At 63.8% G+C, this 19,858-nt stretch carries 21 protein-coding genes; 16 read left to right on the plus strand and 5 right to left on the minus strand.

Going from position 1 to position 19,858, the window contains the following annotated elements; genetic code table 11:
• The 5 genes from EOB59_RS14950 to lpxK all read left to right on the plus strand — a co-directional run.
• Positions 1 to 752: 3'(2'),5'-bisphosphate nucleotidase CysQ (locus EOB59_RS14950; RefSeq protein ID WP_245486633.1), on the plus strand; the 752-nt coding region annotated here is incomplete at its 5' end.
• Between the two features lie 103 nt (positions 753 to 855).
• Positions 856 to 1,101: a DUF4170 domain-containing protein gene (locus EOB59_RS14955; protein WP_027038609.1), complete on the plus strand. Its 246-nt coding sequence runs from the start codon at positions 856 to 858 to the stop codon at positions 1,099 to 1,101.
• 5 nt (positions 1,102 to 1,106) lie between these two features.
• Positions 1,107 to 1,898: a lysophospholipid acyltransferase family protein gene (locus tag EOB59_RS14960; RefSeq protein WP_128288669.1), complete on the plus strand. Its 792-nt coding sequence runs from the start codon at positions 1,107 to 1,109 to the stop codon at positions 1,896 to 1,898.
• A complete protein-coding gene (waaA, locus tag EOB59_RS14965; protein ID WP_027038607.1) occupies positions 1,895 to 3,211 on the plus strand; it encodes a lipid IV(A) 3-deoxy-D-manno-octulosonic acid transferase in 1,317 nt (438 codons plus the stop codon). Before EOB59_RS14960 ends, waaA begins: the two co-directional genes overlap by 4 nt.
• Position 3,212: 1 nt before the next feature.
• Positions 3,213 to 4,238 carry a tetraacyldisaccharide 4'-kinase gene (gene lpxK / locus EOB59_RS14970; protein WP_128288670.1) on the plus strand — a complete coding sequence of 342 codons (1,026 nt, stop codon included), beginning with the start codon at positions 3,213 to 3,215 and terminating at the stop codon, positions 4,236 to 4,238.
• On the opposite strand, the gene EOB59_RS14975 is transcribed toward lpxK, so the two are convergent.
• Positions 4,235 to 4,468 (minus strand): DUF2093 domain-containing protein, encoded by a 234-nt coding sequence (locus tag EOB59_RS14975; RefSeq protein ID WP_128288671.1) that lies wholly within the window; start codon positions 4,466 to 4,468, stop codon positions 4,235 to 4,237. The two genes, lpxK and EOB59_RS14975, sit on opposite strands and share 4 nt — an antisense overlap.
• 77 nt (positions 4,469 to 4,545) lie before the next feature.
• Between EOB59_RS14975 and EOB59_RS14980 the strand changes: the two genes are divergently transcribed.
• A complete protein-coding gene (locus tag EOB59_RS14980) occupies positions 4,546 to 5,181 on the plus strand; it encodes a hypothetical protein (protein ID WP_245486634.1) in 636 nt (211 codons plus the stop codon).
• A gap of 42 nt (positions 5,182 to 5,223) precedes the next feature.
• Here the strand turns inward: EOB59_RS14980 and EOB59_RS14985 are convergent, their stop codons facing one another.
• Positions 5,224 to 6,159 (minus strand): LysR family transcriptional regulator, encoded by a 936-nt coding sequence (locus tag EOB59_RS14985; RefSeq protein ID WP_128288672.1) that lies wholly within the window; start codon positions 6,157 to 6,159, stop codon positions 5,224 to 5,226.
• 91 nt (positions 6,160 to 6,250) lie between these two features.
• Here EOB59_RS14985 and EOB59_RS14990 point away from each other — a divergent pair, with 91 nt between their 5' ends.
• The 4 genes from EOB59_RS14990 (at position 6,251) to EOB59_RS15005 (ending at position 8,735) form a co-directional block, all read left to right on the plus strand.
• Complete coding sequence (locus tag EOB59_RS14990; RefSeq protein ID WP_128288673.1) at positions 6,251 to 7,144, plus strand: DMT family transporter; 894 nt, start codon at positions 6,251 to 6,253, stop codon at positions 7,142 to 7,144.
• Between the two features lie 85 nt (positions 7,145 to 7,229).
• Positions 7,230 to 8,105, plus strand: a complete 876-nt coding sequence (locus tag EOB59_RS14995; protein ID WP_128288674.1) for an alpha/beta hydrolase — start codon at positions 7,230 to 7,232, stop codon at positions 8,103 to 8,105.
• 60 nt (positions 8,106 to 8,165) lie between these two features.
• Positions 8,166 to 8,492, plus strand: coding sequence for a hypothetical protein (locus EOB59_RS15000; protein WP_128288675.1), 327 nt, complete (start codon positions 8,166 to 8,168; stop codon positions 8,490 to 8,492).
• A gap of 12 nt (positions 8,493 to 8,504) precedes the next feature.
• Positions 8,505 to 8,735: a hypothetical protein gene (locus EOB59_RS15005; RefSeq protein WP_128288676.1), complete on the plus strand. Its 231-nt coding sequence runs from the start codon at positions 8,505 to 8,507 to the stop codon at positions 8,733 to 8,735.
• A gap of 26 nt (positions 8,736 to 8,761) precedes the next feature.
• Here the strand turns inward: EOB59_RS15005 and mutL are convergent, their stop codons facing one another.
• Both mutL and EOB59_RS15015 read right to left on the minus strand, forming a co-directional pair.
• Complete coding sequence (mutL, locus tag EOB59_RS15010; RefSeq protein ID WP_128288690.1) at positions 8,762 to 10,636, minus strand: DNA mismatch repair endonuclease MutL; 1,875 nt, start codon at positions 10,634 to 10,636, stop codon at positions 8,762 to 8,764.
• Positions 10,637 to 10,722: 86 nt separating this feature from the next.
• Positions 10,723 to 11,625 carry a LysR substrate-binding domain-containing protein gene (locus EOB59_RS15015; protein ID WP_127408827.1) on the minus strand — a complete coding sequence of 301 codons (903 nt, stop codon included), beginning with the start codon at positions 11,623 to 11,625 and terminating at the stop codon, positions 10,723 to 10,725.
• A gap of 90 nt (positions 11,626 to 11,715) precedes the next feature.
• Between EOB59_RS15015 and EOB59_RS15020 the strand changes: the two genes are divergently transcribed.
• The 5 genes from EOB59_RS15020 to EOB59_RS15040 all read left to right on the plus strand — a co-directional run bounded on the left by EOB59_RS15020 (position 11,716) and on the right by EOB59_RS15040 (position 17,030).
• A complete protein-coding gene (locus EOB59_RS15020) occupies positions 11,716 to 13,266 on the plus strand; it encodes a trimethylamine methyltransferase family protein (protein WP_128288677.1) in 1,551 nt (516 codons plus the stop codon).
• A 42-nt stretch (positions 13,267 to 13,308) separates the two neighbouring features.
• Positions 13,309 to 14,958 carry an ABC transporter substrate-binding protein gene (locus EOB59_RS15025; RefSeq protein ID WP_128288678.1) on the plus strand — a complete coding sequence of 550 codons (1,650 nt, stop codon included), beginning with the start codon at positions 13,309 to 13,311 and terminating at the stop codon, positions 14,956 to 14,958.
• Positions 14,959 to 15,054: 96 nt separating this feature from the next.
• Positions 15,055 to 15,531 carry a DUF3828 domain-containing protein gene (locus tag EOB59_RS15030; protein WP_128288679.1) on the plus strand — a complete coding sequence of 159 codons (477 nt, stop codon included), beginning with the start codon at positions 15,055 to 15,057 and terminating at the stop codon, positions 15,529 to 15,531.
• 4 nt (positions 15,532 to 15,535) lie between these two features.
• Complete coding sequence (locus tag EOB59_RS15035) at positions 15,536 to 16,147, plus strand: hypothetical protein (RefSeq protein ID WP_128288680.1); 612 nt, start codon at positions 15,536 to 15,538, stop codon at positions 16,145 to 16,147.
• A 7-nt stretch (positions 16,148 to 16,154) separates the two neighbouring features.
• Positions 16,155 to 17,030: an alpha/beta fold hydrolase gene (locus EOB59_RS15040; RefSeq protein WP_128288681.1), complete on the plus strand. Its 876-nt coding sequence runs from the start codon at positions 16,155 to 16,157 to the stop codon at positions 17,028 to 17,030.
• A 7-nt stretch (positions 17,031 to 17,037) separates the two neighbouring features.
• On the opposite strand, the gene queF is transcribed toward EOB59_RS15040, so the two are convergent.
• On the minus strand, positions 17,038 to 17,499 hold the full coding sequence (gene queF, locus EOB59_RS15045) for a preQ(1) synthase (RefSeq protein WP_010915503.1): 462 nt from the start codon (positions 17,497 to 17,499) through the stop codon (positions 17,038 to 17,040).
• 101 nt (positions 17,500 to 17,600) lie between these two features.
• On the opposite strand from queF, the gene EOB59_RS15050 reads away from it, so the two are divergent.
• Positions 17,601 to 19,646, plus strand: coding sequence for an NADH:flavin oxidoreductase (locus EOB59_RS15050; protein ID WP_127810750.1), 2,046 nt, complete (start codon positions 17,601 to 17,603; stop codon positions 19,644 to 19,646).
• The last annotated feature ends 212 nt before the right edge of the window (positions 19,647 to 19,858 follow it).

Below are 19,858 nucleotides of genomic sequence, written 5' to 3' on the forward strand. Positions count from 1 at the left end.
TGCGCGATGCCGCCCGCGAGGCGGGGCTCATCGCCATGCGCTACTTCGGCAACAGCCCGCAAGTCTGGATGAAGGGCGGCACATCGCCGGTCAGCGAGGCCGACCATGCCGCCGACGCCTACCTGCGCGAAACGCTGCTGGCGGCGCGACCGGATTATGGCTGGCTGTCGGAAGAGACCGTCGACGATCCGGTCCGGCTTTCGGCACGCCGCACCTTCGTCGTCGACCCGATCGACGGAACGCGCGGTTTTCTGGAAGGCCAGCGCACCTGGTGTGTCAGCGTTGCCGTCGTCGAGCATGGCCGCACGCTGGCCGGCGTGCTGGAATGCCCGGCGATGGAGGAGACCTATTGGGCGCTGCCCGGCCAGGGCGCCTTCCGCAACGGCAAGCGCATTGCGGTTCGCAAGCTGGCGGATACGGCCGAGATTTCCGGGCTGAAGCAGTTGACCGACCTGATGCCGGCCGAATGGCAGGCGCGGCTGAAGCGGGCGCCCTACAGCCCTTCGCTCGCCTATCGGCTGGCGATGATCGCCAATGGCGTGCTGGATGCCACTTTCGTCAAGCCGAACGCGCATGACTGGGATATCGCGGCGGCCGACCTCATCCTGCGCGAGGCCGGCGGCCAGCTGCTCGACCAGCATGGCCGTGCTCCACTTTATGCCGGCGAGGTGACTCGTCACGGCGCCCTCGCTGCCGGCAGCGGTGAATTGCTGGCCGTGCTCGCCGGCGTCATCGCCGGTCTGGACGCGTGAAAGCGTTTTCCCCGGCGAGATGAATTCATCTCGCCCTAAAGGTTCCAAAGTTGGCGGCTTTGGTCTAGACCTGTGACAAACTCACGATATGTGAAGGACCGACATGGCCGCGGAAGACGGAAAGAAACAGCTTTTGCATCTGGTGTTCGGTGGCGAACTCAAGAAGCTTGGCGGCACCGAATTCCGCGATCTCGAGGGCCTCGATATCGTCGGCATCTATCCCGACTATCAATCCGCGCACACGGCGTGGAAAGCCAAGGCGCAAGCCAGCGTGGACAACGCCCACATGCGTTACTTCGTCGTTCATCTGCACCGGCTGCTGGACCCCGACAACAAGGTTGCCGGTTGACTTCGATGGAGCATGACCTGGCGAAAGGGCCAGCAAGCGATGCCGCGCCCACGGGCAGGGGACGCAGCCGCACGACCAAGGCCTTCTGGCGCAAGATTCGCCAACCGCTGGCGCAGTCGCGATTCGTCAAGAACGCCATCGCCAGCCTGTTCGCCCAGCTCGTGCGCTTCGTGCGCCTCACCAATCGCGTCGTCGAGGGATCGGCACGGTTTTCGGGCGGTGCCTATACCGAATTCGAGCCTGGCATCATCGCCTTGTGGCATGGCCAGCATCTGCTGACGCCAGCCTATTACCCCAAGCGCAAGCCGCTGGTCGCCATGGTTTCGCGCAGCGCCGATGCCGAGCTCAACGCCTTGATGCTGGAAAAATTCGGCATCGAGGCGGTGCGCGGCTCGGGCGGGCGGGAGAATGCCAGGCACCTCGACAAGGGTGGGGCAAAAGCGCTTATCGCCCTGAAAAAGTCGCTCGCCGTCGGCAAGAACGTCGCCATGATCGCAGATATTCCGCACGGCACGCCACGAGACGCAGGGCTTGGTATCGTTCTCCTGGCTCGCCTCTCGGGCCGGCCGCTTGTGCCTGTCGCCATCACCACCAGCCGCCGCAAGGTACTGGAGAAGAGCTGGGACAAGACCACCATCAACCTGCCGTTCGGCCGTTCGTCGATCGTCATCGGTCAGCCGATCTTCGTGGCGGCCGGCGCCGATGAGGCCGAAATGGAGCGCAAGCGCCAGGAAGTGACGACCGCGCTCAATGCCGCGACCGCCGAGGCCTACCGTCTCGTGGATGCCCCGCGATGAGCGGCCGCTGGGCGCGAGCCATGCTGTCGGCATACCGTTTCGCGGGTGCGGCCGCCTATCCGCTGGTCGGGCCCTATGTGGCCTGGCGCACCTCGCGCGGCAAGGAAGACCGCTACCGCCGCCGCGAGCGCTATGGCGTCGCCGGCCGCGCGCGCCCCGACGGGCCGGTGATCTGGATCCATGCCGCGAGCGTCGGTGAGACCATAGCCGTCGTGCCGTTGGTCGAAAGCATCCTCGACTATGGCGTCAACATCGTGCTGACGACCGGCACGGTCACCTCGGCGCAGGTCGCCGACGAGCGTCTCGGTGACCGGATCATCCACCAATACGTACCGCTCGATCTCAAGCCGGCGGTCAGCCGGTTTCTCGATCACTGGCAGCCGGATCTGGCGATCATCGCCGAATCCGAGATCTGGCCGATGACCATCCTCGAGCTTGGCGCGCGCCGCGTGCCGCAGGTGCTGGTCAATGGCAGGCTGTCCGACCGCTCGTTCAAATCGTGGAAGAAACGCGCCAACATCGCTGAGGCGTTGTTCGAGAACCTGGCTCACGTCGTGGCGCAGTCGGATGTCGATGGCGAGCGGTTTCTGGCGCTCGGCGCCCGGCCGGTCACCGTGTCGGGCAATCTCAAGGTCGATACCTCGCCGCCGCCCGTCGACGAACGGGCGCTGGCGACGCTGCGGCGGCAGATAGGCACGCGCCCGACCTGGGCGGCGATCTCGACCCATGACGGCGAGGAAGTGGTCGCGGCTGAAGTCCACGCGACGCTGCACAAACGCCACCATGGTCTTCTGACGATCGTCGTTCCGCGTCATCCCGATCGCGGCGAGGCGCTTGCGGCGCAGATTTCCGGCATGGGCCTGAAGGTCGCGCGGCGCAGCAAGGGCGACAGGATAGCCGCCGACACGGATATATTGCTCGGCGACACGATCGGCGAAATGGGACTCTATCTCCGGCTGACCGAAATCGCCTTCGTCGGCCGCTCGCTGACCTCCGAGGGTGGCCAGAACCCGCTGGAGCCGGCCATGCTCGACACGGCGGTTCTCGCCGGGCGCAATGTTCAGAATTTTCGCGAGGCCTACCAGCGTCTGCTCGACAGCGGCGGCGCCAAGCTGGTGCGCGATCGCGACATGCTGGCCGGCGCCGTCAATTTCCTCCTGACCAACGAAGTGGCGCGCCACGAGATGATGGCGGCGGGTGTGGCGACCGTCGACGAGATGCGTGGCGCGCTGGCGCGCACGCTGAAATCGCTTGAGCCCTATATCCAGCCGCTGGTCGTCAAGTCGCGCCTGAAGGGCGCGAACGGTCGCTAGCGTGGCCTCGGAAGCACCACCATTCTGGTGGGAAGAGCCGGACTGGCGGGTCCTGGCACTGTCGCCGCTATCGGCCATCTATGCCGCCGCCGCCGGCCGCGGCATGCGGCGGGCCAAGCGCGAGAAGATCCAAGCACCCGTTCTGTGCATCGGCAATTTCACGGTTGGCGGCACCGGCAAGACACCGGTGGCCATCGCGCTCGCCGAGCAGGCGAAGCGAATGCATCTGAAACCAGGCTTCCTGTCGCGCGGCCATGGCGGCTCGTTCGCCGAGCCTCACGTGGTCGATATCGACCATGACAGTGCCAAGCATGTCGGTGACGAACCGCTGCTGCTCGCCGAACACGCGCCGGTGGCGGTGACGCCGAACCGCGCCGCCGGCGCCCGGCTGCTGCTGGAACGGCATGGCTGCGATTTCCTGATCATGGATGATGGCTTCCAGAGCGCCCGCATCCACATCGACTACGCGCTGGTCGTCGTCGACGCGCGCTATGGGATCGGCAATGGCCGCGTCATTCCGGGGGGGCCGCTCAGGGCCAAAATCGTCGACCAGTTGGTCTTCACCAGCGGGCTGTTGAAAATGGGCGAGGGCACTGCCGCTGACAGCGTGGTCCGCCAGGCCGCACGCGCCGGCCGGCCGATCTTCGAGGCCCATACAGAGCCAAGCGGCAAGGCAGGGCTTGCCGGCAAGCGGTTCCTCGCCTTCGCCGGTATCGGCCATCCCGAGAAATTCTTCGACACGGTGCGCGAAGCCGGCGGCGAACTGGCGTTGACGCGGCCGTTTCCGGACCATCATTTCTATGCCGAGGACGAACTTGCCGAGTTGGTGGCGACCGCACGCGCCGAAGGGCTGGTGCTCATCACCACCGCCAAGGACGCCGCCCGACTGCGCCACGGCGCCTCACAGGACTTTCTCGACCGGCTCGAGGTGCTGGAGATCGACACGGTCTTCGAACTCGATCACGTTCCCGAGCGCATCATCGACGAGACGCTCGATGCCTGGCGCCAGCGCAAGCTGAAGGGTTAACCGCGCTTGCGCAGCTCCGGATGCATCTCGATTTCGCGGCGCAGCGAGGCGGTGGCGCTGATGTAGGGCTCCTGCCTGGCGACGCTCCAGTATTTCAACTCGTCGAGCGGAATGGTTTCGCCTGTCACCGCGCAACGCACGAACGCGCCGGGACTGGTAACCTGGAAGTCGCCATCCAGATAGCGGATGCGGGCTTCCTTGCCGCCGGGGCCTTCGAAACGGTTCATCATGCGGGGACGCCAGGGTTCATGAGGATTTCATCGCCATAAATTCCCGGCGAGGTCAAGCATGCGACAAGCCTGAGACAATGCTGAACGCTTATTGTGAGGCGGAAAAATGGTGTTGGTGGGCCGCAATGGACATTTCCTCCACTCGTCTTCCCGCCTTGCTCAGGGAAGTGATGACGCCGCAGGCCGTGCCCTCGGGGCAGGCTGATCCAGTCATGACGGCACTGGTCAAGGCGCTGGTCCAACCGCCGGCGCCGTCTCTGCTCGCACAACAGACAGCGCCAGCGCTGTTGACTTTGCCGGCCGCGCCAATGGCCGTCAAATCGCAGCAGATCGCATCGGCTGGCATCGTCGATGCCTATCTTGCCCAACTTGAGACGGGCGAAGAGGCGGCGTTGGCAACGATCGCGGCGAGAAAGGCAAAACCCGAAGCCGAAACGCCGCGAGCCTTCTTGCCGCCTTCGACAACGGCTAATGATAATGCTCCTGCCAGGGTTGCGGGGCTGTCATTGCTGTCGCTTATCCCGCCGCAGGCTCCAGTCCCGCGCAACGCTGCCGCTCTGGGTGCATTGGCGGGCAGGCACAGGCCGGCCAATCAATCCCATGGTGCGGCGCCGAACCCTGAGCACTTGCTGGTGAAGGTCGGCTTTGTTTCGATAATGGCCGGTTTGCTGGGAACCGTGATCCTTGGGTTCGTTCTGTTGTTGCTTCGCTGAGCTTCGAATCGGCTGGTTCTCGATATATGCCCGGCGGAAGGCCTACCGCTCGGCTTCGATGAACGCCTCGATCTTTTCCGGCGCCAGCCCGGCCTCCCCCGCGATGCGGCGGGCGAGGTCGGCGGCTGCGGTACGCGCGGTACGCGGCCGCCCGATCGGCCGGTCGAGCCAGTAGGACACCGGATTGAGCGCGGTGCGCTCATCGACGGGCGTGATGCGGCCCGATTGCAATTGATGCCCGGTCAGGGGTGGGCGTGCCAGCGCGATGCCGAGCCCATAGGCGGCGGCGTCGAGCACCAGATTGTAGTCCTCGAAGCGACGGTCCTGCGGGCGCGGGCGATAATCCATGCCTTGCGCGGCAAACCAGGCGCGCCAGGCAGACGCGTCGGAATCGTTGATCAGCGGATATTTGAGCAGCCGGGCAGGGTCGCCGCGGCCGATCTCGCGGGCAAGCTCGGGTGACGCGACGGGGAAGACATGTTCCTCGAAAAGCTGCACCGAGACGCGGCCCGGAATGCCGCCGCGTCCACAACGGATGGAGAGATCGATGCCCTCATCGGCAAGATCGGCCTGGCGGATGTCGACATCGAGCACGATGCGCAGCTTCGAGGGGTTGTTCTCCAGAGCCGCCATGCGCGGCATCAGCCACAGTCCGCTGACCGAGGGGATCGAGGTCAGCCGCACCACCGCCGTGCCACGCGGCTCGACCCAGCGGTCGGAATGGGTCGATATCAGCGCAAAGGCTTCCGCCGTGCGCAGATGCAGCCGGTTGCCCTCGATCGTCAGCGAGACACCGCGCGCCCCACGGTCGAAGACTTTCAATCCCAGCCAGTCCTCGAGCTTGGCGATCTGCCGGCTGACGGCGCCATGGGTGATGTTGAGCTTTTCGGCGGCCGCCGAAAAGCTGCCTGTTCGCGCCGCCGCATCGAAGGCGCGCAGTGTTTCGAGCGGTACCATTGTGTCCGAGCTGTGATCCATAGTCACAGGTGATCCTCGATTTGGTCGTTTGTCAACTGGCCTGAAATGGCGTTTTCTGCCTTTCAGGACCGAAGAATGCGAGGGCAGTGAGATGAACGGAATGACGGGCACGTTGAATTCGACACAGCGGATGGACACCACGGCAGCCATTGCTGTCGCGCTGACGGTGGTTGGTTGGGCCTCCGCCTTTCCGGCGATCCGCGCCGGTCTCGCTGCCTTCGGACCGCTGGAACTCGGCGCATTGCGCTTTGCCATCGCCGCCGTGCCGGCGGCGATCTTCCTGGCCGTCAAGCGACCGGCGCTGCCAAGGCTCGACGAAGTGTGGCGCCTGGTCTTTGGCGGCGCCATCTTCGTCGCGCTCTACACCGTCATGCTCAATTTCGGCGAACTGACCGTCTCTGCCGGTGCCGCCGGCTTCATTATCAATGTCAGCCCGATCTTCACCGCCATCATGGCGATGGTCCTGCTGGGCGAGCGCTTTTCGGGCATGGCCTGGGCCGGTACGGTGATTTCCTTCGCCGGCATTGGCGTCATCGCCATGGCCGACGGGAATGGACTGTCTTTTAACACGGGTGCTCTTCTGGTGCTTGGTTCGGCCTTGTGCTCGGCCGTCAACACCATCGTCCAGAAGCCGCTGTTTGCCCGCCATCATCCGTTGACCATCTCCGCTTCGAACATGGTGCTCGGCGCACTATGCCTGGCACCCTTCCTGCCGTCGGCCTTTTCGCAGGCGGCGGTTGCCGACGCAGCAGGCCTCGGCGCCGTCATCTTTCTTGGCATCGTGCCCAGCCTGATCGCCTATGCCGCCTGGGCGACCGCGCTGTCGCGTCTGCCCGCCGCACGTGCCTCCAACTTCCTCTATCTGGTCTCGCCGATGTCCGCGCTGATCGGCTTCTTCTGGCTGGGCGAAGTTCCGACGCTGCTCGGCATAATCGGCGGCGCGCTGGCGCTGGGCGGTGTCATCGTGGTGAATTTGAAGAGATGAATATTGCCGGCCGTCCGCTTCCCTCATTCGGGAACGATGCCTCGGTCAAACGCGTTTAGCCGGTGTTTATTCGACGGAGGTCCGAATGCCGGGTGCAACGACGCACCGACGCATGCAACTGGGTGATCTATCCATTTTCTATCGCGAGGCAGGGCCGCCAGAAGCACCTGTCTTGCTGTTGCCGCACGGCTATCCCTGCTCTTCGTTCCAATTCCGCCGACTGATGCCGGCGCTCGCCGACCGCTGGCGAACGATTGCATTCGACTGGCCGGGCTTCGGATACAGTGGCACACCAGATCCGGCCGCCTTTGGCTATGATTTCGACGCCTATTGCGACGTGCTTTCCAAACTTGCCGATGAATTCGGTCTCGAACGCTACGCCTTGTGGCTGCATGATTACGGCTCGCAGATAGGACTCCGGCATGCGATCTCGCACCCGGAGCGGATCAGCGCCCTGATCATCCAGAACGGCGACATCTACGAGGACGTGCTTGGCTCCAAATACGCCACGATCAAGGCTTGGTGGACCGACAAGACGCCCGACAAGCACCGTCCGCTCGAGGCCGCGGTAAGTGAGGACGGGTTCCGGGCCGAGTTCATCGGAGAAGTGGCTGACGACATCGCTACGCGCGTGCCGCCCGATCTCTGGAGCCTTCACTGGCCACTGATGAACACGCCGGTTCGTCGGCAGATCGCCGTCGGTCTGATGGAGAAGCTGGAAGCCAATCTCACCTGGTTTCCGCGCTACCAGGCTTATTTGCGTGAACACCATCCGCCCACGCTGATCCTTTGGGGGCCAGAGGATGGCTATATGCCCGCGGCGTCGGCACGGGCCTATCATCGCGATTTGCCCGATGCGGAACTGCATCTGATCGAGGGGGCGGGTCACTGGCTGCTGGAGACACATTTCGACGACGCGTTGCCGCTGGTCCGCGATTTCCTGGCTCGTGTTCACGGCTGATCATAGCCGGCGTCCGCCGCCATGCTCAGTTTGCTGTCCGCCTGACTGAAGGAGAACCTCATGCCGACCAAACCGACCATCGCGCGCATCTGGCGCGGCCGACCCCGCCGCGACGTTGCCGACGCCTATGAGCCATACCTGCGTGCCGAGGGTATTCCGCCCCTCGAGAAGACGGCGCTTGGTGTCCAACTGCTGCGCGAAGACCGCGATGCCGAGACGTGGTTCACAACCATCTCGTATTGGGCCGACATGCAGGCGATGACCGCCTTTACCAAAGGCGAACCGACCAAAGTCCATCATCTGGACCGCGATGCCGAGTTCCTGATCGAACTGCCGGAGCGGATCGACATCCACCGGATACTCGTCGATCGCCAGGGACTGCGCTGAACGGCGAATTTGGTGGTTCGCAATCTCGCCTTCTTCGCGGTGATGTCGCTGATCTGGGGTCTGACCTGGGCGGCGATCAAGCTCGGTCTCGATGACGTGCCTCCGCTCCTGCTGGCGGCGGCACGCTATTTGCTGACCGCCGCGCTTCTGGCAACAGCGGTGCGTGGAGCCGGCGCGGCGTTCGCCCACGGGCGAACGGTGGTCTCGGCATTGCTGGTCAACACCGGCACCTACGAGCGGTGAAGCGATGGCCCGCAATCCGTCCGCAGCTACCGCCGCCCGAAAAGCCGTTCGATGTCCGCCAGCTTGAGTTCGATATAGGTTGGGCGGCCGTGGTTGCAGGTGCCCGAACCGGGCGTCGCCTCCATCTGCCGCAGCAGCGCGTTCATCTCCTCGGCCTTGAGCAGGCGGCCGGAGCGCACAGAGCCGTGGCAGGCCATGGTCGCGGCTATTTTGTCCAGCCGCTCCTTCAGCGTGTCGACCGTGTCGTTGTCGGCGATCTCGTCGGCGAGGTCGCGCACCAATTGCCCGACATTGGTCTCGCCCAGCATCGACGGCGTCTCGCGCACCGCGACGGCGCCGGGGCCGAAGCGCTCGATGCCGAGACCGAAGCGGGCCAGCGTTTCCGAATGCAGCGCAAGCCGCTCGGCATCCTCTTCCGGCAGGTCGATGATCTCGGGCAGAAGCAGCATCTGCGAGGGCACCGGGCGCGAGTGCAGCGCATTCTTCAGCGCCTCGTAGACCAGCCGTTCATGCGCCGCATGCTGGTCGACGATGATGAGCGAATCCCTGGTCTGGGCGACGATGTAGTTCTCATGCACCTGGGCGCGCGCCGCGCCCAGCACCGCGCCGAGCAGGGTCTCGGCCGCTTCATCCTGCCCTGCGCGCGCATCGGCGCTGGCAAGCGGACCGGCATCGAAAGCCGCCTGCTCGTTTTCACGCAAGCCGCGCTGCTCGAAGCCCGCACCCTCGAAACCCATATCGACCGGCCGCTGCGACGACCGGACGGGATCGAAGCCGGACGGGCCCGACGCGCGGTAGGCCGCGTCGTAGCTGCGGTGGCCGTTTGCCGGTCCGCCGTGGCCGTAGGATGCGGCCCCTGGCCGGAACGCGGCCATCATGCCGGCGGCACCCGTGGTGGCGGCGCGGACGCCGGCATCGGCCAGTGCCTGTCGAATTGCACCGACGATCAATCCGCGCACAAGGCCGGGATCGCGGAAGCGCACATCGGCCTTGGCTGGATGGACATTGACGTCGACGATGGCCGGGTCGAGCGTCAGGAACAGCACCGTCACCGCATGGCGGTCACGCGGCAGGACGTCGGCATAGGCACCGCGTATGGCGCCGGCGATCAGCTTGTCGCGCACCGGGCGGCCGTTCACATACGCATATTGCTGCAGCGCGTTGCCGCGGGTGAAGGACGGGATCGACACGTGGCCGGTCAGATGCACGCCTTCGCGCATCGCATCGATGGCAATCGAATTGTCGGGAAAGTCGGTGCCCATCACCTGGGCGACACGGCGCAGGCTGCCTTCCGCGCTGTCATCCGCCGCCGGCAATTCCAGCGTCGAGCGGTCCGAGCCGGCCAGCGTGAAGCGCACTGCGGGGAAGGCGATGGCGATGCGCTTGACCACATCGCTGGTGGCCGAGCTTTCGGCGCGTTCGCCCTTCATGAACTTTAACCGGGCCGGCGTTGCGAAGAACAGGTCGCGCACCTCGATCGTGGTGCCGCGATTGGCCGCCGCCGGCCTGACAGGCAGAACGCGGCCACCCTCGATGCCGATCTCGGCGGCGCTGTCACTTGCTGCCGTGCGCGAGCGGATCGACAGTCGCGACACCGAGCCGATCGACGGCAGCGCTTCGCCGCGGAAGCCCAGCGAGCGGATGTCGTTGATATCCTCGGTGAGCTTGGAGGTGCAATGACGTGCGATCGCCAGCGCCAGCTCCCGTTCGGGAATGCCAGAGCCGTCATCGGTGACGCGGATCAGGTTCAGCCCGCCGCCGGCTGTGACGATCTCGACGCGCGAAGCGCCGGCATCGAGCGCATTCTCGACCAGTTCCTTGACGACGCTCGCCGGACGCTCGATGACTTCGCCGGCGGCGATCTGGTTGATCATCGTTTCGGAAAGCTGGCGGATGGGCATGGCAGCACTATAGGCGGATTCGAGGCTGATGCGGAAGGATTCGGTGTTGCGGAACAGTGGATAGGCTGGCTGGGAGGCGCTGCCCCTCACGCTTGCTCCGCCAGCCAGTCTCGCACCTTGCGGGCGTTGTCGCTGAGTTCCCGGTTTTTCGGCCAGACGACATAGAACGCCTTGCCGGTCTTCAGCACATGATCCGTCACCGGCACCAGCAAGCCCGACGCCAGCAGCCGCTCGGCGAGGTGCCGCCAGCCGAGCGCGATGCCCTGGCCTTCCATGACGCCCTGGATCACCAGGCCGTAGTCGTTGATGCGCAGGCCGCGCGCGGTATCGCTGAGATTGGCGCCCGCCGACTGGAACCATTCGTCCCAGCTGGCCGCCTCGCGATACGGCTCCTCCAGATGGATGAGGCGGTGCGTGGCCAGTTCGGCAGCGGATTGGGGCAGGCCGAACTTTGCCGCATAACTGGTGCCGGCGACGGGAAATATCTCCTCGTCAGCCAGCGGCAACGAATGATAGTCCGGCCAGTCCCGCGGCGCGCCGCCGCGCACGCCGAGCGGAATGCCTTCCGCGATGATGTCGAGGTCGCGGTCGGCGGTCTGGATACGCAGGTCGATGCCCGGCAGTTCGTCGCGGAACTGCTGCAGGCGCGGCATCATCCAGAACGAGCCGAACGCGGTCGAGGCAGCCAGCGTGACATGACCGCCGGTTGCCTGCAGGCGCAGATCCTCCGCCGATTTGCGGATATGCGAAAGGCCGAGCGAGACATCGGCATGGAAGCGCTCGCCGGCCTCGGTCAGGAGAACCTGGCGGTGGCGGCGCTGGAACAGCTTGGCGCCAAGCCGTTCTTCCAGCCCGCGCACGGCATAGGAGACGGCGGCCTGCGTCATGCCGAGCTCGCGCCCGGCGGCGGTGAAGCTCGACAGCCGCCCGGCCGCCTCGAAGACGATCAGGCTGCCGGCCGAGGGCAGGAGGTGGCGCAGGCTTCGCATAAGCTGAGCTTATACAAGAGATCAGGATTTTCCAGCGTCACATCACCATTTTGTCGCGTTAGGCTCCTTCATGAGTGGAATGGAGTTGCCATGAACGCACCGGCCCCTGAAGTGACCGAACATGCCAACCGCCGCAGTGGCGGCCGCCTGGGACGCAAGGCCCTGCGCGGAGCTCCGGTAACGTCGTTTCCGACCCTGGTCCGCCAGATCCCCGTCTACCAGATGATCCCCGATGAGGCGGTCGAGCTGATCCACGAGGAGTCGCTCTTGATCCTCGAAGAGGTGGGATGCGAATTCCGCGACGACGAGGCTATCGCACTGTGGAAGGCGGCGGGCGCGGATGTCTCGGAAACTCGTGTGCGGATCGACCGGGCCCTGCTGATGGAACTGGTATCGAAGGTCCCGTCGGAGTTCACGCTCAATGCGAGGAATCCGCAGCGTACGGTGCGGGTGGGCGGCAACAATACCATCTTCGTGCCGATGTATGGCGCGCCCTATGTGCGTGACCTCGACAACAACAGGCGCTACGGCACGCTCGCGGACCTCAACAATTTCCACAAGCTCGCCTACATGGCGCCGGCGCTGCATTCATCGAGTTCGGTCATTTGCGAGCCGATGGAAATCGCGGTACCGAAGCGTCACCTCCACATCATCCATTCCGCGCTTAAGCATTCCGACAAGCCGTTCATGGGCATCGTCACGTCCAAGGAGCGGGCGGAAGACACGATGGCGATGGCAGGCATCGTGTTCGGCGAGGATTACGTCCGCGACAATCCGGTCCTGGTGTCGATCACCAACTGCAATTCGCCGCTGGTGTGGGACGCCACCATGCTGGACGCGATGAAGGTCTATGCCCGAAGCAACCAGCCGCTGATCCTCGCACCCTTCGCACTGTGCGGCGCCTCGACTTCGGCGTCGGCCGTCGGGGCAGTCGCGCAGGTCAATGCGGAAGCGCTGGCGGGCGTCGCCTTCACGCAACTGCTGCGCCCAGGGTCGCCACAGATCTACGGACAGTTCATGGTCACCGTGGACATGAAGACCGGCGCTCCGATGGGCGGCACGCCGGAGGCGGCCCAGATGATGTACCTGATGGGCGCGCTGGCGCGGAAATACAAACTGCCGTGGCGCACCTCAGGCTTCCATGTCGGATCGAAGCTCAACGACGCCCAGGCGGGCTACGAGGCCAACATGCTGATGCATGCCGCCATCCTCGCCGGCGCCAACTACATCTGGCACTCCGCCGGGTGGCTGGAGGCCGGCCTGAGCTGCGGCTATTCGAAGTTCGCAACGGACTGCGAACAGCTGGTTGGCTGGTACAAATATGCAGGCGGCCTTCCGTTCGACGATTTCAAGGAAGCGATGGCAGCGGTCCGCGAAGTCGGGCCGCAGGGCCATTTCCTCGGCACCAAACACACGCTCGAACATTTCGAGTCGGCCTTCTTCATACCCTCGATCATGGACTTCAATTCGTACGAACAGTGGAAGGCAGAAGGGGCGAAGGACCACGACACGCGCGGTCGCGAGAAGGCGCGCAACATGCTGGCGGATTACGAGGAGCCGAAGCTCGACGAAGGCATCGCCGATGGCCTGATGGATTTCATCGCGCGGCGCGAGGAGAGGCTGCCGGACAGCGTCAGTTGACGCGAAGAACCAAGATCAAAGGGAACCAGACGGGAGGAAAAAATGGCATTCTTCAGAAGCAGTGGCGATCGCGTGCCGAGCGCTATCGAGGCAATGGCGGTCGAAGCACGCGCGGGTCGTGTCGATCGGCGCGAGTTCCTGGCGCTGGCAAGCGCCTTCGGCGCATCGACGGCGCTTGCCTACGCCATGATCGGCCTTGCCGTGCCGGATCGGGCCTTGGCCGAAGAGCCGAAGAAAGGCGGAACGCTGCGCGTCTCGATGTCGGTGAAGGGGCAGAAGGATCCGCGCACCTACGACTGGGTTGAGCTGGCGAACATTTCGCGCTGCTGGCTGGAGCCGCTTGTCCGCTATACCAGGCAGTTCACCTTCGAGCCGGTTCTGCTCGAAAGCTGGGATATCAATGACGACGCCACCGAATACGTGCTGCATGTGCGCAAGGGCATCACATGGAACAACGGCGATGCCTTCAACGCCGATGACGTCGCTCACAATCTGACGCGCTGGTGCGAGAAGAATGTCGCCGGCAATTCCATGGCCGCCCGTGTCGGCGCGCTGATCGACGCAAAGACCGGCAAGGCCAGGGATGGCGCGATCACCAAGGTCGACGACAACACGGTCAAGCTGAAGCTAAGCGAACCAGACATTTCACTGATCCCGAATTTCACCGACTATCCGGCGCTCGTCGTGCATCGCAACTTCGATGCCGACGGTGCCGATCCGATCAAGAAGCCGATCGGCACGGGACCGTTCGAACTGGTCTCCTACGATGTCGGCCAGAAGGCGGTCGTCAAGCGTCGCGAGAATGGCAAATGGTGGGGTGGTGAAGCGCCGCTCGACAGCGTCGAGTTCATCGACTACGGCACCGATTTCAACGCCACCGTGAACGCGTTCGAATCCGGTGAGATCGACCTCAATTTCGAGTCGCCCGCCGACTTCATCGACATTCTCGACAAGATGGATCTGGTGAAATCGGAGGTGGCGACGGCGACGACGCTGGTTGCCCGCACCAACATCACCCACAAGCCCTATGATGACCAGCGGGTGCGCAACGCCCTGCAAATGGCCGTCGACAACAATGCGGTCCTCCAACTTGGTTATGCCGGGCGAGGCACCCCTGGCGAAAACCACCACGTTGCCCCGATCCATCCGGAATACTATCCGCTGCCCAAGAAGACACGCGACGCCGCCGGCGCCAAGAAGCTGATGGCGGAAGCCGGACACGCTGACTTCGAGCATGAGCTGATCACCATCGAGGACGATTGGCAGAAGAATACCGGCGACGCCATTGCCGGCCAGCTGCGCGATGCCGGAATCAAGGTGAAGCGCACGGTGCTGCCGGGTTCGACCTTCTGGAACGACTGGACGAAATATCCCTATTCGATGACGATCTGGTACATGCGCCCGCTTGGCGTCCAGGTGCTGGCGCTCGGCTATCGCACCGGCGAGGCCTGGAATGAATCGGCATATTCCAACCCCGATTTCGACGCCAAGCTCAAGCAGGCGCTATCGCTCATCGACGTGGAGAAACGACGCGAGGTCATGAAGGATGTCGAGCAGATCCTGCAGGATTCGGGCGTCATTATTCAGCCGTTCTGGCAGAAGCTCTACAGCCACCAGAACAAGAAGGTGAAGAACTATGGTGTCCACCAGACATTCGAGATGGACCTTCAGAACGTCTGGCTGGACGGCTGAAACAAGGCGCGGCAGGACTTCATGAGCCGCAAAAAAGCCGATATGCAGGATGCGTGGTATTGATAGGCTCAAGCCATCAAAAGCCGGAGATTCTGCATGAGACTGACAGTGCTCGTTGCCGTCCTTTCGATAGCCCTGCCGGGCGCCGCCGTCGCCGGACCGGCGTCCGACGCGGTGAAGTTCTTCTATGTCCCGGCGGTCAAGTTCGAGGCCGACGAACAATATCGGGATCGGTTCACCGAACCGGTGACGAAACTGTTCGAGCTGAACGACCAGGCAACGAAGACGAACCCGGACCAGGTCGCCTGCATCGATTTCGATCCTGGTCTCGACGCCCAGGATTTCGATCAGAAAACCGTCTCGAAAACGCTGAAACTGTCTGAGAAGTTGGATGGCGATAACGCACAGGTCACGGCATCCTTCAGCCTGTTCTCCGAGGGCGATTCCAAACGTGAAATGCTCTGGTCGCTCAAGAAGATCGACGGCAAGTGGAAGATATCGGACATCGCTTCCAAGACCAGCGACTGGACGCTCAGCGCGCTGGAATGCATGGCCGGCCAGACGCCGGAGTGAAGCGATGGCCCATCGCCGGTTCCTGACGCTGTCGGGTGTGTGCCTGCTGGCGGCTCTGAGCGGCGCCGCCGCGCAAGGCTTGTTGGGTGCGCCGCCGGCAAACGCCCCGGCCGGCACCCAGCCGCGCGACAGCGGGGCACCGCCCGCAAATGCGCCGGGCGGAGCGGCGGAACCGGCCACGCCGCCGGTGGGATGGTCGCCAGCCGAAGCGGCGCCCGCCGCACCGATCCAGCCGGGCTCGCCGACCGCCGTGGTGCGGCCGTTTTACGATCAGGTCGGGCTGGAGATCGATCCGGCCGAGCGAAGCCATTTCATCGACCCGGCCAAAACCGTGCTCGACAAGAGCGACGCGTTGCGCAAATCCGGGCAGGGCGAGTGCCTCGACCCCAACATGGCGCTCGACAATGCCGATTACGACAAGGCCGAGATCGACAAGAGCCTGAAGACGCTCGAGGCGATCAACGGCGACCAGGCCAAGGTCATCGTCGCCTTCGTCATATCGGGCAACCCGCACCGGCTGGAATGGAAATTCAAGAGGGTCGACGGCGACTGGAAGATATCGGACCTATTGTCGGTGACCGGCGAATGGGCACTCAGCCAGTATCAGTGCGAATGAACCGGCGATGAAGCTTTGCTTTTCGCTAGCCATCGTGCTGGTCGGACTCGGCGTTGCCGGGGGCGTGTTCGACTGGCACATCGGCACGATACTGGTCGCTCGCCAGCCGCGGCAAGCTCTGGCAGCGCCTGGCGACTTCTCCGTCGAGCGCGTCGTACTCGACCAGGCCGATGCGCCCGAGCTTGTCGGCTGGGTAGCCGATCGAAAGGGCAGTTGCGGTGCGATTGTGCTGCTACATGGGCGCGGCGCCAACAGGCTGGCCTTGGTTCAAAAGGCGAAGCTCTTGTTCGACGCTGGCTATTCCGTTGTCTTGTTCGACCTCTCCGGTCATGGAGAGAGCGGCGGCGCCGTTCAGGGCTTCGGGTATTCGGAAGGCCCGGACGCCTCCCGTATTATTACCTTTGCTCGGCAACGCTTTTCAGGCCAGAAGCTTGGCGCCATCGGCTCGTCGCTTGGCGCCGCCGCACTTGTCTTTGCCGCACCGCAAGCGCCTGCCGATGCTTATGTGCTGGAGCAGCTCTACGCAACCTTGCGCGAAACTACAGCGTGGCGAATGCCTTTCCACTTCTGGCGCGGTTTCCAAGCCGATGTCCTTTTGGCACAGATGCCGCTTCGTCTCGGGTTGAGCGCCGATGATGTCAAGCCGGTCGACCATCTTGCTGCTATCGGCAAGCCGCTGATGCTGCTTGCAGGCAGCACCGACCCTTTCATCGATCATGGACAGGTGCTGGCGCTGCAGAATGCTGCCGCTGGTTCACAACTCGTCTGGTTTGGGGGCGCAGGCCATGTCGATCTGCTGCGCTACGACCAACTGCGCTACAGCGATGCTATCTTTTCCTTTCTTGCAACAAAGCTCTGCCGGACGGGTGCCATCCATGGTTGACGTTCGCTCAACCTCGTCCGCGATAGGGCGCAACCCCGGTGTCGGGCAGCCAGGCGCCTTCCGGCGGAGCGCCTGTCTGCCAGAACACATCGATCGGAATGCCGCCGCGTGGATACCAATAGCCGCCTATGCGCAACCACAGCGGCTTGGTTGCCGCCACGATGCGGCGGCCGATCATGACGGTGCAGTCTTCATGGAAGGCGCCATGGTTGCGGAACGAGGTCATGAACAGCTTGAGCGACTTCGATTCCACCAAAGCCGCATCGGGTGCGTAGTCGATGACGATATGGGCGAAGTCCGGCTGGCCGGTGACTGGGCACAGCGAGGTGAATTCCGGGCAGGTGAAGCGCACGATCGCCGGCGGTCCGTCACCGCGCGAAAACGGTACGGTCTCCAGGACCGCTGCTTCGGGGCTTTGTGGCGTCTCGACGTGCGCGCCGAGTTGGGTGAGGGTTTTGGTGTCGATCATGGGCGCAATCCTTGTCGCATGCTTCCGGAGTGCGTGCGGGACGACATGCTTGAAAACGAATTTTGCCGCTCATTAGCACAATTTGAAACCGCAGGAAGACGATGACCAGCAACGATCCGCTTCTCCAGCCCTACCAACTCAAACACCTGACGCTGAAGAACCGGGTCATGTCGACCAGCCATGAGCCGGCCTATTCCGAGGACGGCATGCCGAAACAGCGATACCGGCTCTACCATGCCGAGAAGGCCAAGGGCGGCATGGCGCTGACCATGACCGCCGGCTCGGCGATCGTCTCTCGCGATAGCCCGGCCGCTTTCGGCAATCTGCATGTCTATGACGACAGGATCGTGCCGTGGCTCGCCGAGCTCGCTGACGCCTGCCACGAGCACGACTGCAAGGTGATGATCCAGATCACCCATCTCGGCCGCCGTACCGGCTGGAACAAGGCCGACTGGCTGCCGGTGCTCTCGGCCTCGCCGGTACGTGAGCCGGCGCATCGCGCATTCCCGAAGACGATCGAGGACTGGGACATTGAGCGCATCGTGGCCGACTATGCTTCGGCCGCCCAGCGCTGCGAGGCCGCCGGCCTCGACGGCATCGAGTTCGAATCCTACGGCCATCTGATGGACGGCTTCTGGTCGCCAGCCACCAATCATCGCGACGACGAATTCGGCGGCTCGCTGGACAATCGCCTGCGCTTCACCAACATGGTGCTCGATGCCGTGCGGGCAGCTGTCGGCGACAAATTCGTCGTCGGCATCCGCATGGTCGCCGACGAAGATTTCGAAAAAGGCCTGTCGAAGGCGGAGGGGATCGAAATCGCCAGGCGGCTGGCGGGCTCCGGCAAGGTCGATTTCCTCAACATCATCCGTGGCTCGATCGAGAGCGATGCGGCGCTGACCAAGGTCATCCCGGTAACCGGCATGCGTTCTTCGCCGCATCTCGATTTCGCCGGAGAGGTGAGGGCGGCGACGAAATTCCCGACCTTTCACGCGGCGCGCATATCCGACGTGGCCACTGCACGCCACGCCATCGCCACCGGCAAGCTCGACATGGTCGGCATGACCCGCGCCCATATCGCTGATCCGCACATCATCAAAAAGGTGATGGAGGGGCGCGAGCATGAGATCCGCCCCTGTGTGGGCGCCACCTATTGCCTCGACCGCATCTATGAGGGCGGTGAAGCGCTTTGCGTCCACAATGCCGCGACCGGCCGCGAGGCCGAAATCCCGCATATCATCGTCAAGACCGAAGGACCGAAGCAGAAAATCGTGGTCGTCGGAGCCGGCGCCGGCGGACTGGAGATTGCGCGGGTCGCGGCTGAGCGCGGCCACAAGGTGATGGTGCTTGAAGCATCGAGCCAGGCCGGCGGCCAGGTGCGATTGGCGACGCAGAACCCGCGCCGCAAGGAACTGATCGGCATCATCGACTGGCGGCTGGCCGAACTCGACCGGCTCGGCGTCGAGATCCGCTACGACACCTGGGCGGAAAAAGACGATGTCCTGGCGCTGTCGCCCGATGTGGTGGTGGTCGCTACCGGCGGCCTGCCGCAGAACCCGCCGCTGACATCAGGCGACAACCTTGTCACCTCGAGTTGGGACATCATGGCCGGCAGCGTCAAGCCGGCCGAAAATGTGCTGCTCTATGACGACAATGGCGGCCATCAGGGCATGGGCGCCGCCGAACTGATCGCCAATGCCGGCTCGAAACTCGAGCTTGTATCGCCGGAGCGTTTCTTTGCCCCGGAAATGGGCGGCATGAACCATGTGCCCTATATCAGGGCCTTCCAGGAAAAGGGCGTCACCATCACCATCAACACGCGGCTGCGTTCGGTGCGGCGTGAGGGCAACCAGCTGATCGCAGAGCTGGCTTCGGATTTCGCCGATGGCTGGCGCGGCGAGCGCAGGGTCGACCAGGTGGTGGTCGAGCACGGTACGCTGCCGCTCGACGATCTCTACCTCGCGCTGAAGCCGCTGTCGAAGAATGGCGGCGCGGTCGACTACGAGCGGCTGGTGAGTGGTGGCGACATCTTTCCCAAGCGCAATCCAGAAGGCGGCTTTGTTCTGTTCCGCATTGGCGACGCGGTCGCCTCGCGCAACATCCACGCCGCCATCTATGACGGCATCAGGTTCGGCTTGCGGATCTGAAATTAGCTATCGCCAGGATCGGTGGCGCGCGGCCGAAGCTTCCTGCAAGAGCCCCTAGACTGGACTTTCCCTGTCGTACTTGTAACGATCTAGGGTGATCCAAACGCTTGGGATCAGTTTCATTCTACTGCAAGTCTGCAGGGAAATCGCGAAGCAGTGCGTCTTCTGCCGAGAAAAGCTGACGAAAACCTAACAAAGTCCGGGGGGACAAG

The sequence above is a fragment of the Mesorhizobium sp. M7A.F.Ca.MR.176.00.0.0 genome (assembly GCF_004023165.1).
Lineage (GTDB): Bacteria > Pseudomonadota > Alphaproteobacteria > Rhizobiales > Rhizobiaceae > Mesorhizobium.